The sequence below is a fragment of the Legionella antarctica genome (assembly GCF_011764505.1).
In the GTDB taxonomy this organism is placed as follows: domain Bacteria; phylum Pseudomonadota; class Gammaproteobacteria; order Legionellales; family Legionellaceae; genus Legionella; species Legionella antarctica.
Genome location: NZ_AP022839.1, coordinates 2,522,995 through 2,540,952, shown reverse-complemented (window position 1 = coordinate 2,540,952; position 17,958 = coordinate 2,522,995). Strand labels below are relative to the sequence as shown.

Below are 17,958 nucleotides of genomic sequence, written 5' to 3'. Positions count from 1 at the left end.
ATGAATAGTGATTGCTACTACGAATTGTCTTAGGTCATTTTACCACAACTCTATCAGAATGACTTATCCACAAGTCCACAGGTCAGGAGAGCTTCACTTTCTCGTATAGGCCTGTGGGCCTTGTGGGTAAGTCATGACGCTCTCATTTAGGGTTTATGGTCTTTTCCGGCCATAATACACCTCTGCGGGCGTTAAATAATTAAAGGACTGGTGAAGCCTTCGGTTATTATAATACTCAAAATACTCCGTTAAGGCCAGCTCAACCTCTTCAATTGTATCAAAATCATACCGGTAGATTTTTTCTTGCTTAACACTACGCCACAATCGCTCGATAAATATATTATCTAAATAACGTCCTCGCCCATCCATGCTGATAGAAATGTGGTGAGATTTTAGCGTATTTATCCAATCTTTTGAGGTAAATTGAGAACCCTGATCCGTGTTAAAGATCTCACAACGCGAATGCAGCAAAGCGTTTCTAAGCGCCTCAATACAAAATTCAGCCTCCATAGTAGGTGAAATAGCCCATCCAATCACATAACGACTATACCAGTCCATAATAGCTACTAAATACACATGCTTTCCTTTCATGCGGATGTAGGTGATATCTGCGGCCCAAACCTGATTTGGTTTGGTGATATCCACCTCTTTTAATAAATAAGGGAACACCTCATGCTCCTTATTGGGAACGCTTGTATTTGGCTTTGGGTAAACAGTCGATAACCCCATCATTTCCATCAACTTTTTTACTCGACGTTTACCAACAGGATAGCCTACTTCTTTTGACAGCCATCTTGCCCGCTTAATTTTACCTTCACATGGATACTGCAGATAGTGCTCATCAAGTAGCGCCATAAGCGCTTCATCTTCGACAGAAATGGGCTTGGCACTATAATAATAACTTGAAACAGGCAAGTCTAATAGCAAGCATTGTTCACGAATGGTGAGCTCGGCAAGAGGATCAATCATGACGCGCTTTTCATCCAGACTAAAGTTCATGCTTTTTTTTTAGCCAAGATAGCTGCGCTTGAAGTCGACCAATTTCTTGATATAATGCCTCAACAAGCTGCTCTTGGGACTTGGCTTCTTTTTCATTAGCCCCAGAGAATAAATCGTTAATGGCTTTGATGGCCGATTGCTTCCAAGTTTTTACCTGCGTTGCGTGAACACCGTATTCACTGGTAATTTGCGCTTGTGTGAGTTTCCCCTCAATCGCAGCTAGCGTTATTTTTGCCTTCTTGGCCGCCGTATAATAAGCTCGCTTTTTAGACATTTTATTCTCCTCTTTGTATTAAGAAGAATAGCTCTTAAAAAACCTTTTTTTGTGTCCAGAAAACCGCGCCTATATTACTAAACAACTCTCATTTCAAATTACGCAACCGATGGCACTTGGAAAACCATCACCAGATTATCCATGTCATTGGAGTATTAATCGTTGGATTGAAGGAGAGTCTGCTTCAAGACAGAATATTCATGATATAAAATATTTTGCGGAAACATTAGGTCAGTGTTTAAAAGAATTTCAATCTTTAGATGCTACTGGTGGGCCTCTGGCAGGCGCACATAATTTTCATCGAGGTGGTTCGTTAAAGGCCTATGAACATGAAATGCAACTTGCAATTCCTAAAATTGAAGGCTCTCATGAACAAAACCTTGCAGCATCATTATGGCAACAGGCACTCTCTTCTGAATGGCGTTTAGAACCTGTTTGGGTTCACGGAGACATAGCCATTGGCAATATTTTAGTTCGTAATGGAAAGCTGTGCGCTATTATCGATTTCGGTCAACTTGCTGTTGGTGATCCTGCGTGTGATTTGGTGATGGCGTGGAATTTTTTTTCCAGTGAAGAACGGGCAGTATTTAAAAATGCAGTTCAACTGGATAATGATACCTGGTTACGTGCTCTAGGATGGGCATTATGGAAAACCTTATGTTGGCCAATTAAAGGTACTGACGTAAAAGGGGTTTTGCATGAAATTTATACGGATTATGATTCGATTAAATAAACAAGCAAGGAATCTTTTTAATGGTAGTTAAATAAAACTATGTCCGCTTTGAGCATCCCATAATGTTTTATAAAAGCCTCCTGCATTGATTAACTGTTGGTGATTGCCCATTTCAATAATTTTGCCATTCTCCATAACTAGAATTTTATCCATAGCTAAAATTGTTGATAGTCTATGGGCAATCACGATAACAGTCCGGTTATTCATGGCTATTTGTAATGACTCCTGTATCAATTTTTCTGTTAAAGTATCCAAGGAACTTGTGGCTTCATCTAATATCAAAATAGGTGCATCTTTTAAGAGGCTATCCGAAAAATCGGAGGCATAGCCCGAACCAGTCATGTTTGGTCTATATTTAAACATGCGTCTGGTTTAAATAATACTAAAATTTACCTGCTTCATAATTTTTTTGCAAAAAATTAAAACAGATTCAGTCAGTAAACATACCTAACCCTCGGAGCTTATATTTTTCATCGAAAGCCCCACTAATTTATTCTGTTTATCCAGGCTGGAGCCGATGAATCATTACATTAATGAAAGCAAGCTTAATCCATGCTTCAGCGCTATCCTCATAATATTCGTAATCTTTGCTAAGCCGTCTGTGCCAATTTAGCCAGCCAAAAGAGCGCTCAACAATCCATCTCCATTTCACTATTTGGAATTTTTTACGAGGTCTTTTAACTATTTCTAGAATGCACTGGCATACTGATGAAAACCAGTTTTGTAGTTTGCTGCCAGTATAACCGCCATCAGCCCAAACCTTTAATAGTGTTGGGAACCTTTGTTTAACGCGTAGCATAAGCAACTTTGCACCACTGCGTTCATCAATTGCTGCTGAGTGTACAACAACACAAAGAAGCAAACCTATAACATCAACGGCAATATGGCGCTTTCGACCTTTGGTTTTCTTGCCTCCATCATAGCCAGAAGACTCAGCAACAGAAGCTGTTTTACTGGTTTGACTATCAATAATTGAAGCGCTTGGTAAGCGGTTACGTCCGGCTTTTTTGCGTACATCCTGGCGCAAAACTCTGTTTATTTCATCTAGGGTTCCATTTCTTTTCCATGAGTTGAAGTAATCGTTTATCGTTGATTTAGGAGGAAATCCTTCTGGGATCATATCCCATTGACACCCGGTGCGTAACATAGAGAGTAGTGCATTCTCCACTTCACGTAAATCTGTTGTTCGTGGTCTTCCCCGATCTTTCTCTGGTGGTAAATGGGGCTTAATTAATTGCCATTGCTTGTCTGTTAAATCAGTTCGATAAGATTTTCGTTCCATTTCTGCTATTATTATTGTGAGCTCATTATCTCAGTATAGGGCTCTTGAATAAAAGTGGTATTTTCCGGATAGCCTCTAATTAATTTTACAACAGACAGAGCAATTAATATGTTTAATTTTAAGTTGATTCTTTTATGAATCTTTCCATATTTTCCTTCCCATGATGTTATAACCTTTTCTTCGATTAGGTGGCTTTGTTCGTCATGATTGGATGATAAGCGTATGAGTTGATACATTTCAGTAATCCTAATTTACTGCCGATTTAACCGTGATTATACTACTTATTAATTAACCCAAATAGACCTTGGTAATACTCAATCTCGAATGTCCAAGGGACTGGGTAATTATTTCTCTTGCAGTCCTATCCCAATATTTTTCAAGAGGATTAAGCTCCTTATAAGTTTTACCCCCTTGTATTGGGCATATAAGACCTTGACCAGTTTTGTCATAGGACTTTGTTATTTCATGATATCTTCGCTGGGCATAAGCATGGCGAAGTCCATGACATTTGCTTAGCCCCATTTTTGTAATGACCTCCTGATATTGAGCCAAATGATTTTTGTAGGACTTTTCTTTTGGAATGAGAGATTGCCCTTCAGGAACTTGTTTTATGGCATTAAGCAACCATTGCCGTTGTTGCTCGTTGGTTAATTTTATATCGCGCCCGATCCCTCCCTTTGTCCAGCTAGGCTTTATGACCAATTTATTTCCCTGCCAGGCATCACTGAGTACTATCTTCATGGATTCCTCACGACGAAGGCCAAAGAGGGATTGGGCTTCGAGGGATAGGCGGATCATCGGATCTGGGCATTTTGAAAAATCGACGTTATTGATTGCTTTATTATATTGGGGTATATAATTTCGTTTACTTATTTGATAGCTGTCATTACCTGATTTAACCAATCCAGGTGTGTTCAGCACTGATGCCACTTTACGCAATTTAGACATGTAATTTTTAATCGTTGCAGGGTTCTTATTTTGGTTTTTCCAATGCTCAACCAAGATGTGTATGTGCTTTGGCTTTAATCCTTTTATGTGCGTGACCATGTAGCCAAGTTCATGCAGATCTTTGATGCAGCGATTCAGCATGTGTTTCATATCCGCTCTGCTGGCGTGAGAGTAGTTTTGGATTTTCTTAATGCATTCATTGATGGAATACTGAGCATTTTTAAGTTTAGACTTACTCATTGAGATACCTCCATAAAGAATCACGGGATTTGATGCCCATTTCGCTGCGAATAACCCAGTAGGTTTCATATTTTCCTAATAGGGGCAAAAGATACTGACCCATCTGTTTTGCGTATAGGTAGCGGTAGGCTTTATTAATCGGTAGAGCATGTTTTTTTAAAGCTTTTCGCCAAGCAATTCTGGTGTCTTCATAATCGTTAAATTCAGCAATAGACTTACCATTAGTCATCTTTTTGATTTCAACCAGAATGGATTTTTGCGTTTCAAATCTGATAGGAATTGTCCTGTCTAAGGAGTTAAAGGCGATGTTTCTGGTTATCCAAATACTGTCTGCTTGTATGTTAATTTCTGGTTTTATATAAATGGCTTCTTGAAAGGTAAGACCAAATTCAGTTTGTAATGCCATGATGAGACGGGGGATTGGATTATCCCAAGATTGCCAATGGTTGTGCTGTATTTTGAGTTTTCTTTTGCGTTTTTTGCAGGTTTTGCTAAGTTGCAGCGATTTATTGTCGATATTGGGAATGGGGCAGTCTATGCTGAGCAGGTAATGTCTGACGATAGTCATATGATTCATAAACGTGCTGGAACGTAGTTTACTATTTTTCCAATGGGCTACCAGTTGGTGAATATGATGTGATTGGATATTTTTCCAGGAGGATGGAACATCACCAATGGTATAGAGATCATCAATCATTTTACGAATGACGTATGCTCGTTGTTTTTTGATTTTGTAGCTGCCTTGATTGCCGAGCTTTAAATATTGATTGGCAGTTTGTCTTACGCTGCCAGCCAAGGAAGCGAGGAACGAGCGAGGCTGGTAGTCCCTGGTAGCCTTAGAGCCGGATGTTTTGCCGCAGGCAAAATATAAGGCATCCGAAAAGGCGTCAGTCATTGGGGTAGCGTTGTTTTTGAACCCCGAATGGGGTGAAAAAACAAGCGGACACAGGACGGCCAGGGCCGCCGGAGGCATACTTGTCGCGTTTGCGAGTCGATTTCAGCCATGGATGGCTAAAATCAATCACGAGCTTAGCGACACTATCGAGTTGTATTTTCTCATCATCTCATCCGATAAAAAATTATTTGCCCTGTCTTTGGTTTAGTGTTGAACGAGCGGTTCACTCAAAGATGAAACCTGGCCAAAGCCATAAAGCTCGAAGTAGGGGGCAAATCAATCGTTATAAGGCAAACGATCTCGCCAATTTACCACAGTTTTTTGGGTGGTTATTTCCTCCTTGTTTTGATGATTAATAAAAACGACAAGACAATGGCTCTTGTCATACAAGTCCATGGTCAAATTGAAATAAATTGACTTAAACTCCCGAGGGAGTTGCCCTGTCGGATGACAGAGATTCCTAGATGATTTTCCCGACTGAACGTCCAGCCACAGAGTTAGGGAATGAAGTGGCTTAGCATAAGACGTCGGTTGACGTTTCGCCGGATTTTCACCAGCTCTTCAGTCATGCTTGATTCCAAATTAGCAAAGCAGTGCTTGCTTCGCAAGGTGTTTTGGAAAGAATTTTGTCCAATCCCGATTGGCGGGATCGGACAAAATGCTGAAATGTGTTGATTTTAGCGGCAAAATCAAGGTGATTTTTCTGCGTCACTGCAGATAAATCTTCAGTGACGCAGAAGATCTTTAAATTTGTTCCAAAAGTCATAGACCAAAAAAATAATACGAGAAAAGGACTATACTTATCCAAGTGATATTTTTAATAAGGGAATTTTTATCCACTTGGAATGCCAAAAGTAAGAATGGCGAGCATTAACAATAAAAGACAACTATAAAACACTCTATTTATCAAATAATTTTTCTGAGGTTTAAAGTGTTCAAGAGAGATAAGTGTTAATACAATTTGAAAGGCGTAATAAACAGCAAATGCTTTTGATGCCAACGTTAAAATTTCATATATATTAGTAAGCCAGGTTAATACTATTGCTAACATGGTAATCAAAAGATAACTGTTATTTACAGTTATCTTTTTGTGAGTTGCCTCAACAAGTAATCCCCCACTGCCTAAAGTATCTGCAATTGCAGCACTAAATTGACTCATAATTGCAGCAATAATTAACATAGGTGCTAATACAGGTGCCACAATACGACATATATCAATTATGGAAGTTTCACTAATTTGATGAATATCAGTGAAAACAACCATAGCCAATGCTACAAACAAAATATAGATAACACCAGAAATCCATTGGGCATAACGCATTGTTTTAATCCGAATGGTTTCGCTGAAACCTAGCCCAATATATCGTGAGGTTTCAAAGCCTTGGATAATAATTAACATACCCATCACCTTGCGACATCCCATCCACCACGTTTCATTAGGATATTGTTTTATGATCCATGTTCCTTGAGTCAGTAATTCACTGTTGTATAAGGCAAAGCAGACAATAATAGAAAATATAATCGCTAATTTTAGATTAACTGCATAAGTTTCAAAAAATACAAGACTATGTAATCCACGGAGTTTCCCCACGATTCCAATAAAAAACAAGATTAATGTTGTAATACTTTTTTCATATATAAGATTATCTAAACCTAAACCGCGTAAAGCAAATGCCGATAATAGTTTTAAGTAAAATGCCACAGAAATAACATAAGCTATTCCAAGACAAGGTCGGGATATAGCTTCAATTCGATTAAGCCAAGGATAGGTAACTAAATTGCCTAAAACCGGTTCAATATTTTTAATATTAAATCTAAGGCAAGCTCCCAAACCATAAGCAATACAAACAACTAATATCATTACTAACGATGCCCAACGGCCCGTTGCTAGAATAAGTATTGGTGCAGAAACTAAAAATCCACTACCAATGATGGATGCCAAAGGAGTTACTGTAGCACCCCATATTACTGAATTCCGAATTTTTTTATGAAACAAAAACCAGATACCCAATAACATGGAAATGACTGCTACACTATTAAATAAAGATTGTGTCATGATTTTTTGTAATTCCAATTAGCTGCTGTAGTCATGATAGAACACATTAGACTAATAAGCCTAGACTTTAGGATTTTCATTTAAAGGAGAACATTATGACGGCTGAAAGCTATTTAGAATCAAAACTTCAAAAATTTTCAATACTGGATATAGCGTTAATTAAATCAGTTTATTTCGTTTCAGGCTTACTGATTTGTTTGCTATATCCGAAACTATTATCTTTAGGCTGGTGGTTTTATTTGATTTTAACTGTTGATCTTGCCCTGATTTGTCGGACACCTAGCTAAGGGAGTAAACTCCTAAAGCAGAGGTGAACAATGAGCAATAATGAGTCAGATAAAAAAATAGTACGTAAAAAATATAGCCCTCAATTTAAAGATCAAGCTCTTGAACGAGCGGTTAAAGATGGCATACCACAAGTAGCGAAAGATCTTGGCTTAAAAGAATCCATGTTGTATTACTGGAGAACTCAACAGAAACAAGGCGGTGACTCCATTGAGAATCAAAAGTTACAACAAGCAGAAGTATCCCGATTAAAACGAGAGGTTGCTCGATTAGCAGAGGAAAATGCCTTTTTAAAAAAAGCGGCGGCGTACTTTGCCAAGGAATCAAAGTGAGGTACGCCATGATTAAGGACCAATCGAATAAATTTCCAGTGATGCTCATGTGCCGTTTATTAAGAGTGTCTGTCAGTGGTTACTACAGCTGGCTAAATCGAGAACCCTCTTTACGCCAAAAGGAAAATATAAAGTTAGCCTGTAAAATCAAGGCTATTTTTGATGACGAGAAATCACGCCCAGGAGCTCCTCGAATTACTAAGCGATTAAACGCTGAGGGAGAGCCAGCTGGTCGCCACCGTGTTGCTAGCATTATGAAACAACACGGTTGGCGTGCTCGGGCTGCGAAAAAATATAAAGCAACAACAAATAGTAATCATCAATTGCCTGTTTCGCCGAATCGATTGGAACAAGATTTTTCAGCTCAAAAACCAAATGAAAAATGGGTGAGCGACATTACGTATGTGTGGACTGATGAGGGTTGGCTCTACCTTGCTGTTGTGATGGACCTGTATTCGCGCATGGTCGTTGGCTGGTCTATATCAGAGCGTATGAGTGCCAAATTGGTTATCGATGCATTACAAATGACTTTATGGCGTCGTAAACCACCACCAGGGCTTATTCTTCACTCGGATCGTGGTAGCCAATACTGTTCCCATGAGTATCAAAAGCTTCTTGCCTTTCATGGACTAACATGCAGCATGAGTAAGCGTGGCGATTGTTTTGACAATGCTGCAATGGAAAGCTGGAATCATAGTTTCAAGGTTGAGGCTATTCATGGAGAAAAACTAACAACAAGAGCCCTTACTAAAAATCATGTGTTCGAATATATTGAAATATACTACAATCGAAAACGACTTCATTCGACGATCGGTTACAAAACGCCGGAGTTCTTTGAAGCTAAAATTGTCGCTTAGCAAAGTGTCCGATTTTCCGGGGCAAGATCACCCTTAAGAATCATTAGAATAAAGAGGCGTCAATGTAGTCTTTATTACCTTTGTCCATCCAAAATAATCCTATTATTATCCATCTGCACCGATCATGGCAGAAGGTCGGTTCCAGCGCGATGTTAGAGAAAACACAACCATGTTTTATAACCAATATTTGGAGCGTTTAAAATTAGCATTTCAAAAGTTACTGGGAAAATAACTATATTGAGCTGCCTGTAGGCACACTCAACATAGTTAATAGATTACCTTAAGGATGTTAATTATCCGGTATGTTATATGATGTTTGAATTCAGATGTGAATGGCAATCATTGATAAATAACAAGAGACCACTGTCAGGAGCACAATCTTTAGGGCTGCTTTTACTGTTATCTGGAATATCAACAGAAGCACCAGCTTCGATAAGCATTTTAATCATAGGCTTATCCCCATTTTTTACAGCTTTGTGTAATGGAGTTTGCCCGTTTGTATCCTGCAGATCTATAGAAGCACCCGATCTAATCAATGCACGCGCACAATCAAAGTTTTTGTTCCCAACAGCCCAGTGGAGTGCTGCACGACCATAATTAGGATCCACTTTATCCAAATCAGACACGGACATGGATTTAATCAATACTTTAAGTTCAAATAAACGTCCCCATGTAGCAGCTCTTCTTAAGGCTTGGTCATGCACTGGGCTTCCCATTTCAACTGATTTACGTAAAGAGGCACACACGGTAGCAAGTTGCACCGGATCTTTAGTCTTTCTTGATTCACCTAAGAAACCAAGTAATTTAGGTGCAATTTTTCCACTGGCCTGATCTATAATAGACTGGTTTGTAGTTACTAATCTTGAGCTTACTGAATGGAGCTCGAGCAAATCATTGGTACGCTCCATATCCATACGGCTTAGTGGCTTATTAGCAAAAAGAAGTTTCGACAATTCAATAATCATATCGGGCAATGCACTAAATAATGTAGTGTCACTTAAAACCATTGACTTCACTGCAATGAGATAGGCTGCCACAAATTCAGTATTGTTATCCATATCTTGATAATAAGGCAGTTTTTTGTCCTGCATCGCTTCAAGAGTGCTGGTTACGCCCGTTGACATAACCAATATGCTTGACGAATTTGCTACCGTTTGACGCATCACTCCATAAGGTAAGGATTGATGGTAATCAATTTTAGGAAATGCCTTGGAGGTAATTAGCGTCAAATCATGATCGAATGCGTAACGAATTTCAGTTTGCTTCGTTGTAAACTGGCCTACCAGAGTATAGGTATCTTTACCGCTTAATTTAATGTATTGCGCAATTAATTTATAATCTTTGGATGAATTTACTGCAGCAATGTACATAAATCCATATTCACCTTGTGGAACCTGTGACTGTTCAACAAGTGAAAGGGTAGGCAAATCTTCTGATTTAGTAATCGAAGGTATACCTAATCTATCCTGACCAAGACCCGCACTTCCGATTTGCATGTCCTCATCATCAAAAGCATCATAAAGGCCAAGTTGTTGCTGTTTCGCTTGCATACGATAAAGAGATTGCGTGAATAGATTGGAAAAGGCGTTTTGATTCACATTTCCAATAAATTGGAATTTTGTGTCTGGAGAAATAACACGTTTTATAATATCAGATGAAGAATGTTTACAACGATTTGCGTCAACAAAAGAAACCACTGTATTTTCAACGGCATCAAACTCTTCCAAGGAAGAAAGTCCTACGCTCGTACCCTCAATGGATACACGCCCGTCCACCGGATTGCCATACATACTTTTAAATCGAGGTATTCCGTCTAGTGAGCTCACTAAAATGACATCAATATCATTGATACCTTGTTTGTTTAATTCACGAACAAGATCCTTTGCCATGTTACCAGCAAAAGCAAAATCACCTTTTGCAGCTGGATTATGACAATTAGCATGAATAAGAATTACTTTGCCCATAATTTACCCTTAATTTACTCATGGTTATTTATCTTATGGTTAATTTTAAATCGATTTTATGTATCCTGTCAGAATCGCCGGGTAAGTGTCTGCCACTGAGCCCGGACTAATCCGAGCCGCGCGCGTCAGCAAGCGGAATTATCTCGAGATGCTTATGTGGTGCATGGAACCTGCCGCACTTTAAGTAAGATTAATTCAGCCAATGATGGCATTTCAAATTTTTTAGTCACCCTATCGTAAATATACTGATAAACGTTAACTTTCAGTTTTCTGGCCGTCTGTACAATCGTGGCAAACGTATCCTTTGATTTGGTGCCATTTTGGGAGACCGTTTGGAGATTGATGTCGCGTATCCTTGCTTGAAACCGTGTCCCTAATTCAGAGGCATTGTTGTGCAATGGCAGAAATGGATGGTCTAACACCAATAATAACGCTTGTTTTTTAGCACGTGTCTTTGCAATGCGTTGATCTAAAACATCATAGCCTGTCGTGGTTGCGAACAAAGTATCAAATTGCATTGATAGTTGTTGGGCCATTGATTGAGATGGAGCCGTCTTGTAAGTCAATAATGCATGGTAGAAATCCCATAATTGCTCAAGAAATACAGCCAATATATTCTGATTCATATCTGAGAATGGAGTGAGTTTTTTATAATGACGACCTTCATGGATCCAGCACAGCGCATGATGTAGGGCCAATTTATTAAACTGAGGCGCATCATCTGTCATTAAATAATGGATGAAGTATTTCGAGTGCTGATAATAGGCAAGAGCTGCTGACTCAAGAATTATGCGTCGATTCGTGCTGTGTTTTTTTGGATTTGGAAAAAGTGTTCCCATCAAACTATCGATTGATTCACGTGTGAGGGGTTGTGCATGCAGCATTGGTTTAATTTGATCCAACCATTTTTTTGCGAGACCAAACTCATCCATTAACTCATAAGCCTCCTGATTAAACATAAACTTTAATTGGTCTCGACACAGCAACTCCAATAAGGTCAAGCGATCTTTTTTACGACGAGTGAAGTATGCTGTAAAAAAGTCATTACATAAAACATGGGTGTAGTGATTTTTGCCGTTAACACGACTGCCTGTGTCATCCATCTGCTGGTACAAGCCTGCGTTGCTACCGGCATCGACAATATCTTCTTTTTCCTGATGAAAAATATCATTGCCTTCTGTCAGCATGGAAGCAATTTTACCATGTGATATTTGAATACCACATGTTTTTAAAAAGCGCTCAATGGCGCTCTCCGTCATCCCTGCATCACGGTATAATGTGATGACCAGCGCTTTAACCCCAGGACCAAATTCACTGCCCTTATATTCGCCAGGAATCGGCGCAATAAAGGTTTTTTTCAAAGATGGTGAGTAATACGTTTCCAGCTTGAATTCAACATTATCCGTGATGATTTTTAGTATCCTGTCAGAATCGCCGGGTAAGTGTCTGCCACTGAGCCCGGACTAATCCGAGCCGCGCGCGTCAGCAAGCGGAATTATCTCGAGATGCTTATGTGGTGCATGGAACCTGCCGCACTTTAAGTAAGATTAATTCAGCCAATGATGGCATTTCAAATTTTTTAGTCACCCTATCGTAAATATACTGATAAACGTTAACTTTCAGTTTTCTGGCCGTCTGTACAATCGTGGCAAACGTATCCTTTGATTTGGTGCCATTTTGGGAGACCGTTTGGAGATTGATGTCGCGTATCCTTGCTTGAAACCGTGTCCCTAATTCAGAGGCATTGTTGTGCAATGGCAGAAATGGATGGTCTAACACCAATAATAACGCTTGTTTTTTAGCACGTGTCTTTGCAATGCGTTGATCTAAAACATCATAGCCTGTCGTGGTTGCGAACAAAGTATCAAATTGCATTGATAGTTGTTGGGCCATTGATTGAGATGGAGCCGTCTTGTAAGTCAATAATGCATGGTAGAAATCCCATAATTGCTCAAGAAATACAGCCAATATATTCTGATTCATATCTGAGAATGGAGTGAGTTTTTTATAATGACGACCTTCATGGATCCAGCACAGCGCATGATGTAGGGCCAATTTATTAAACTGAGGCGCATCATCTGTCATTAAATAATGGATGAAGTATTTCGAGTGCTGATAATAGGCAAGAGCTGCTGACTCAAGAATTATGCGTCGATTCGTGCTGTGTTTTTTTGGATTTGGAAAAAGTGTTCCCATCAAACTATCGATTGATTCACGTGTGAGGGGTTGTGCATGCAGCATTGGTTTAATTTGATCCAACCATTTTTTTGCGAGACCAAACTCATCCATTAACTCATAAGCCTCCTGATTAAACATAAACTTTAATTGGTCTCGACACAGCAACTCCAATAAGGTCAAGCGATCTTTTTTACGACGAGTGAAGTATGCTGTAAAAAAGTCATTACATAAAACATGGGTGTAGTGATTTTTGCCGTTAACACGACTGCCTGTGTCATCCATCTGCTGGTACAAGCCTGCGTTGCTACCGGCATCGACAATATCTTCTTTTTCCTGATGAAAAATATCATTGCCTTCTGTCAGCATGGAAGCAATTTTACCATGTGATATTTGAATACCACATGTTTTTAAAAAGCGCTCAATGGCGCTCTCCGTCATCCCTGCATCACGGTATAATGTGATGACCAGCGCTTTAACCCCAGGACCAAATTCACTGCCCTTATATTCGCCAGGAATCGGCGCAATAAAGGTTTTTTTCAAAGATGGTGAGTAATACGTTTCCAGCTTGAATTCAACATTATCCGTGATGATTTTTAGATCCTGGATGATTCGAATCTCAAAACCCTTGAACTTGGCGTCATCTGGCAGCGTTGCTTTGTCCAGAGCAATCGTAACACGTCTATCAATACGTACGTTTTTTTTGTCTTTGCCTGTGTTTTTATTGTTCCCTTTACCACGTTTATTGCGATCTCCTTCAGATGAATGATTGGAATTGCCTGTATTATCGCCATTGCTACCTTTGGATTGACCGCGAATATTAGGTTTGCCCTGTTCACCCTTAAGGCGGTTTATCTCATCACGTAATACTTGGTTTTCCTCTCTGAGCAAAGCATTTTCTTCGGCAAGCATTTCGACCAAATTAACCAATACCTTAATGATAGTCACGGCCTTTTTGTCGGCAAGACTATCGATATCTTTTGTTAACTCATCTAAAACTTGTTTGATTTCTTGGCGTTTCATCATCTACCACTGCGTTACTAATGCTGATACGGCAATCATAACATGACTTTTTTTGAACGCATTTTTCGAGTTTTAACGCCACTAAGGGCTAAGAAAAAATCTGACCTCAGGAGGGAGATGTTTTATTAGTGAAAGGGGCTACATTGTGATCTTGGGGATCTTAGGGCATGCATATTGCATGACTTACGTTTGATATGGAAAAACATCAGTTTTACAGAAAAACCGTGTCAATAGGTATTTTGAATATTTTTAAAGAATTCCGCTTGCTGACGCGCGCGGCTCGGATTAATCCGGACTCAGTGGCAGACACTTACCCGGCGATTCTGACAGGATACGATTTTTAGATCCTGGATGATTCGAATCTCAAAACCCTTGAACTTGGCGTCATCTGGCAGCGTTGCTTTGTCCAGAGCAATCGTAACACGTCTATCAATACGTACGTTTTTTTTGTCTTTGCCTGTGTTTTTATTGTTCCCTTTACCACGTTTATTGCGATCTCCTTCAGATGAATGATTGGAATTGCCTGTATTATCGCCATTGCTACCTTTGGATTGACCGCGAATATTAGGTTTGCCCTGTTCACCCTTAAGGCGGTTTATCTCATCACGTAATACTTGGTTTTCCTCTCTGAGCAAAGCATTTTCTTCGGCAAGCATTTCGACCAAATTAACCAATACCTTAATGATAGTCACGGCCTTTTTGTCGGCAAGACTATCGATATCTTTTGTTAACTCATCTAAAACTTGTTTGATTTCTTGGCGTTTCATCATCTACCACTGCGTTACTAATGCTGATACGGCAATCATAACATGACTTTTTTTGAACGCATTTTTCGAGTTTTAACGCCACTAAGGGCTAAGAAAAAATCTGACCTCAGGAGGGAGATGTTTTATTAGTGAAAGGGGCTACATTGTGATCTTGGGGATCTTAGGGCATGCATATTGCATGACTTACGTTTGATATGGAAAAACATCAGTTTTACAGAAAAACCGTGTCAATAGGTATTTTGAATATTTTTAAAGAATTCCGCTTGCTGACGCGCGCGGCTCGGATTAATCCGGACTCAGTGGCAGACACTTACCCGGCGATTCTGACAGGATACAAAATATCGATGAATTAATAAAATTAGAGCGTCCAACAACTCTTTTAAAGAATATAGATTTGACTGTTAGCATTGATTCTAAAGTGCCCCGATACATCATAAGTGATAGGAAAAAAATTCAGCGTGTCCTTCTTAATCTTTTAGGAAATTCAATTAAATTTACTCAAAAAGGCTATATTGCTATAAACATAAACTGTATTAGTGATGAAGGCAATCAAGCGCACTTGCAATTTAGCGTAGCAGACACGGGTATAGGTATAACAAAAGAATTGCAGGGTAAAGTATTTGATCGATTTTTTCGTGTAAGTCCATCCTACAAAGGGATTTATAATGGCTATGGATTAGGACTATCTATTGCTCAGTCCTATGTTCACTTACTGGGAGGAAATATCACTTTAACAAGTGAAGAGGGGCGAGGAACTACTTTTTTCTTTGACATAATATGCAAAAGAGCAACTGATGATGATATTACAAGGGACAAAAAAAATGTCTTGTCATTTCAGGCAAAGGATAGGGAGAAGATACCTCATTTATTATTGATTGAAGATAATTTAATGGCATTAAAAGTACTAGAAACTTTAGTTATTAAATTAGGGTATACTTTTAAATCAGCTACTACTGGTGAGGAGGGGTTGGCCTTAGCGCAATCCGATGCCTTTGATTTAATTATAACCGATATAGGTCTTCCTGGCATGTCCGGCAATGACTTAGCTATAAAAATACGTCAGTGGGAAAACGATAATAATAGAATGGCTCAACCTATAATTGGATTAACCGGACATGCTAAAGCAGTAGCTTATGATGAGTGCATCGCATCAGGAATGAATGATGTATTCACCAAGTCTGGGAGCTCAAAGCTGATTGAGCAATTGGTAAACCAATATGTTCTAAATACTCCATTGGGAGTGCAAAAAGAAAAAACAAAAAAGAAAACCGAGGGACTCGGGTTGGATTTACCCAATACAGAACAAGAATTATTTGAACTCGATGATTTTCCAGTTTTTGATATCAAATATGCGATGAATCAAATAAGCGATTTGTCGACGCTACTAGTTATTCTTAAAGAGAGCATTTCAGATGTTGTTCAAAAAGATATACAGAAAATGACTCTTGCTTATGCTCAAGGTGATTGGGAAAAGATCGAAACAATTGCTCACAAGATAAAAAGTGGTGCTGTCTATATAGGTACCAGAAGACTATTTTACGCATGCCAATATTTGGAGCGATATTTTAAAGCTGGGCATCGTGTGATGTTTACAGTGGACCCCATTGTCAAGACAGCGATCCGTTTAATTTAAGATATAACTTTAATTCTACTTTCTTTCGTTGACGAGGGTGCGTAGCACACGAGTCAACCACAATAGCAGTTAATGAAACACCTGTTATTGAGCCTGTGGGTATGTGGGCGCGAAGCCATCGAGTGTGGTCAAGCGGTGGATAACGTCTTTTTGTTATCCATGGCTTGTCCACATGTCCCGAAGGGCGATGGCTGATCCGCAGGACGCGTCCACATATCCACAGGCATTCCATTACGCTGCAGCCTCATATAGGCCAGCATAAACCTCTGACGGCGTGTATATTCCAAATGATTGATGAGGTCTTTCGTCGTTATAAAACTTGAAATACACCCTTAAACCATTTCGTAGTGCTAAAACTGTTCCGTATTCTTTTATGTAAATATCTTCATATTTGACTGAACGCCATAGCCGTTCAATGAACACATTATCCATCCATCGACCTTTCCCGTCCATGCTAATTTTGATGTCATGGTCTTTTAAAACATCGGTAAACGCCTTACTGGTAAACTGGGAGCCTTGATCCGTATTAAAAATATCAGGCCTGCCGTGGAGCCTGATGGCGCTCTCCAACGCGCTTACACAAAAGTCATCATCCATGCTGTTTGATACCTTCCAAGAGAGCACCTTGCGGCTATACCAGTCCATTATTGCCACCAAATATACAAAGCCTCCTTGCATCCTAACGTAGGTAATATCGGTGCACCAAACCTGATTGGGTCGATCAATCACTAAACCACGTAGCAAGTAGGGATAAACCTTTTGTTCCTTGTTCTTTTTACTCGTATTCGGCTTTGGTGCCACTGAAACCAGACCCATGATCCGCATCAAACGCTGCACTCTCTTACGGTTAACGTCATGGCCAAGGCGACGTAAATAAGAACGCATCTTTCTGCTTCCATAGAAAGGATGGCGCATGTATTCCTCATCAATCAAGACCATCAAAGCCAGATTCTCTGGGCTCTCGGTACATATTCCTTCGCCAGCAGTGCGATAGTAGCTAGCGCGTGACAAATTAACCAATGCACATTGGCGTACGATGCTGAGTGTAGGGTGATTGACATCAATCATGGCTCGCTTCTCCCGCACGCTCAACTTAGATGACCGGTCTTTTTTTTAAGCCAGTCTAACTCAACCGCTAGCTGGCCTATTTGCGTGTATAATCGATCTCGTTCTTGTATGATGGAGTCCATGTCTTTGTCATGCTTGCCGCTAAACAATTGCTTGCTTCCATCCAGTAATTGTTTTTTCCACAGATTGATTTGTGTTGCATGCACCTCAAATTCAGATGCCAATTCATTGGTCGTCTTGTGACTTTTTAATGCCTCAATTGCTACCTTTGCTTTGAAGTCAGATGTAAATTTTTTTTTAGCCACTTGGTACCCCGTTTAACAATGGTTTCTATTTTACACCACTGTCTCATTTTTGGGGTCCACTATAGTTGGATAAACTATACTATCAACTTCTATCAGTTAATGAAGTAACCTTAAAAGCTATT

General features: G+C 39.5%; 14 protein-coding genes and 2 pseudogenes. 4 read left to right on the top strand and 12 right to left on the bottom strand.

Annotation, left to right across the window (positions count from 1 at the left end; translation table 11 throughout):
- Positions 1–153: 153 nt before the first annotated feature.
- Positions 154–999: an IS3 family transposase gene (locus tag HRS36_RS12070; RefSeq protein ID WP_173235473.1), complete on the bottom strand. Its 846-nt coding sequence runs from the start codon at positions 997–999 to the stop codon at positions 154–156.
- A complete protein-coding gene (locus HRS36_RS12065) occupies positions 989–1,273 on the bottom strand; it encodes a transposase (RefSeq protein WP_173235475.1) in 285 nt (94 codons plus the stop codon). Before HRS36_RS12065 ends, HRS36_RS12070 begins: the two co-directional genes overlap by 11 nt.
- 109 nt (positions 1,274–1,382) lie before the next feature.
- On the opposite strand from HRS36_RS12065, the gene HRS36_RS12060 reads away from it, so the two are divergent.
- Positions 1,383–2,006 (top strand): aminoglycoside phosphotransferase family protein, encoded by a 624-nt coding sequence (locus HRS36_RS12060; RefSeq protein WP_226905461.1) that lies wholly within the window; start codon positions 1,383–1,385, stop codon positions 2,004–2,006.
- A 27-nt stretch (positions 2,007–2,033) separates the two neighbouring features.
- On the opposite strand, the pseudogene HRS36_RS12055 reads toward HRS36_RS12060, so the two are convergent.
- The 5 genes and pseudogenes from HRS36_RS12055 to HRS36_RS12035 form a co-directional block, all read right to left on the bottom strand.
- A pseudogene (locus HRS36_RS12055) lies at positions 2,034–2,312 on the bottom strand (ABC transporter ATP-binding protein); the annotation flags it as partial.
- A 193-nt stretch (positions 2,313–2,505) separates the two neighbouring features.
- Positions 2,506–3,288 carry an IS5 family transposase gene (locus HRS36_RS12050; protein ID WP_173237491.1) on the bottom strand — a complete coding sequence of 261 codons (783 nt, stop codon included), beginning with the start codon at positions 3,286–3,288 and terminating at the stop codon, positions 2,506–2,508.
- 288 nt (positions 3,289–3,576) lie between these two features.
- The gene (locus tag HRS36_RS12045) at positions 3,577–4,476 is read right to left on the bottom strand and encodes a phage integrase N-terminal domain-containing protein (protein WP_173237490.1); all 900 of its coding nucleotides are present in this window, start codon (positions 4,474–4,476) and stop codon (positions 3,577–3,579) included.
- Positions 4,469–5,371 (bottom strand): phage integrase N-terminal domain-containing protein, encoded by a 903-nt coding sequence (locus HRS36_RS12040; RefSeq protein WP_226905460.1) that lies wholly within the window; start codon positions 5,369–5,371, stop codon positions 4,469–4,471. The genes HRS36_RS12045 and HRS36_RS12040 overlap by 8 nt, the downstream gene beginning before the upstream one ends.
- An 832-nt stretch (positions 5,372–6,203) precedes the next feature.
- A complete protein-coding gene (locus HRS36_RS12035) occupies positions 6,204–7,445 on the bottom strand; it encodes a hypothetical protein (RefSeq protein ID WP_173237489.1) in 1,242 nt (413 codons plus the stop codon).
- Between the two features lie 77 nt (positions 7,446–7,522).
- Between HRS36_RS12035 and HRS36_RS12030 the strand changes: the two genes are divergently transcribed.
- Both HRS36_RS12030 and HRS36_RS12025 read left to right on the top strand, forming a co-directional pair.
- Positions 7,523–7,714 carry a hypothetical protein gene (locus HRS36_RS12030; RefSeq protein ID WP_173237488.1) on the top strand — a complete coding sequence of 64 codons (192 nt, stop codon included), beginning with the start codon at positions 7,523–7,525 and terminating at the stop codon, positions 7,712–7,714.
- Positions 7,715–7,744: 30 nt separating this feature from the next.
- Positions 7,745–8,901, top strand: a protein-coding gene (locus HRS36_RS12025; protein WP_173237487.1) for an IS3 family transposase whose coding sequence is annotated in 2 segments (ribosomal slippage) — positions 7,745–8,015 and positions 8,015–8,901 — 1,158 coding nt in all. Because the reading frame shifts where the segments join, the coding sequence is not laid out codon by codon here.
- 305 nt (positions 8,902–9,206) lie between these two features.
- On the opposite strand, the gene ankY is transcribed toward HRS36_RS12025, so the two are convergent.
- The 4 genes from ankY to HRS36_RS12005 all read right to left on the bottom strand — a co-directional run bounded on the left by ankY (position 9,207) and on the right by HRS36_RS12005 (position 14,833).
- Positions 9,207–10,865 (bottom strand): Dot/Icm T4SS effector AnkY/LegA9, encoded by a 1,659-nt coding sequence (gene ankY / locus HRS36_RS12020; protein ID WP_173237486.1) that lies wholly within the window; start codon positions 10,863–10,865, stop codon positions 9,207–9,209.
- 152 nt (positions 10,866–11,017) lie between these two features.
- Positions 11,018–12,226, bottom strand: coding sequence for an IS66 family transposase (locus HRS36_RS12015; protein WP_173237485.1), 1,209 nt, complete (start codon positions 12,224–12,226; stop codon positions 11,018–11,020).
- Positions 12,227–12,374: 148 nt separating this feature from the next.
- On the bottom strand, positions 12,375–14,066 hold the full coding sequence (locus HRS36_RS12010; RefSeq protein ID WP_173235423.1) for an IS66 family transposase: 1,692 nt from the start codon (positions 14,064–14,066) through the stop codon (positions 12,375–12,377).
- Positions 14,067–14,359: 293 nt separating this feature from the next.
- On the bottom strand, positions 14,360–14,833 hold the full coding sequence (locus HRS36_RS12005; RefSeq protein WP_173237484.1) for a hypothetical protein: 474 nt from the start codon (positions 14,831–14,833) through the stop codon (positions 14,360–14,362).
- Between the two features lie 415 nt (positions 14,834–15,248).
- Here HRS36_RS12005 and HRS36_RS12000 point away from each other — a divergent pair, with 415 nt between their 5' ends.
- Positions 15,249–16,463 carry an ATP-binding protein gene (locus tag HRS36_RS12000; protein WP_173237483.1) on the top strand — a complete coding sequence of 405 codons (1,215 nt, stop codon included), beginning with the start codon at positions 15,249–15,251 and terminating at the stop codon, positions 16,461–16,463.
- Positions 16,464–16,694: 231 nt separating this feature from the next.
- On the opposite strand, the pseudogene HRS36_RS11995 reads toward HRS36_RS12000, so the two are convergent.
- Positions 16,695–17,836: pseudogene (locus HRS36_RS11995) on the bottom strand (IS3 family transposase).
- Between the last annotated feature and the right edge of the window lie 122 nt (positions 17,837–17,958).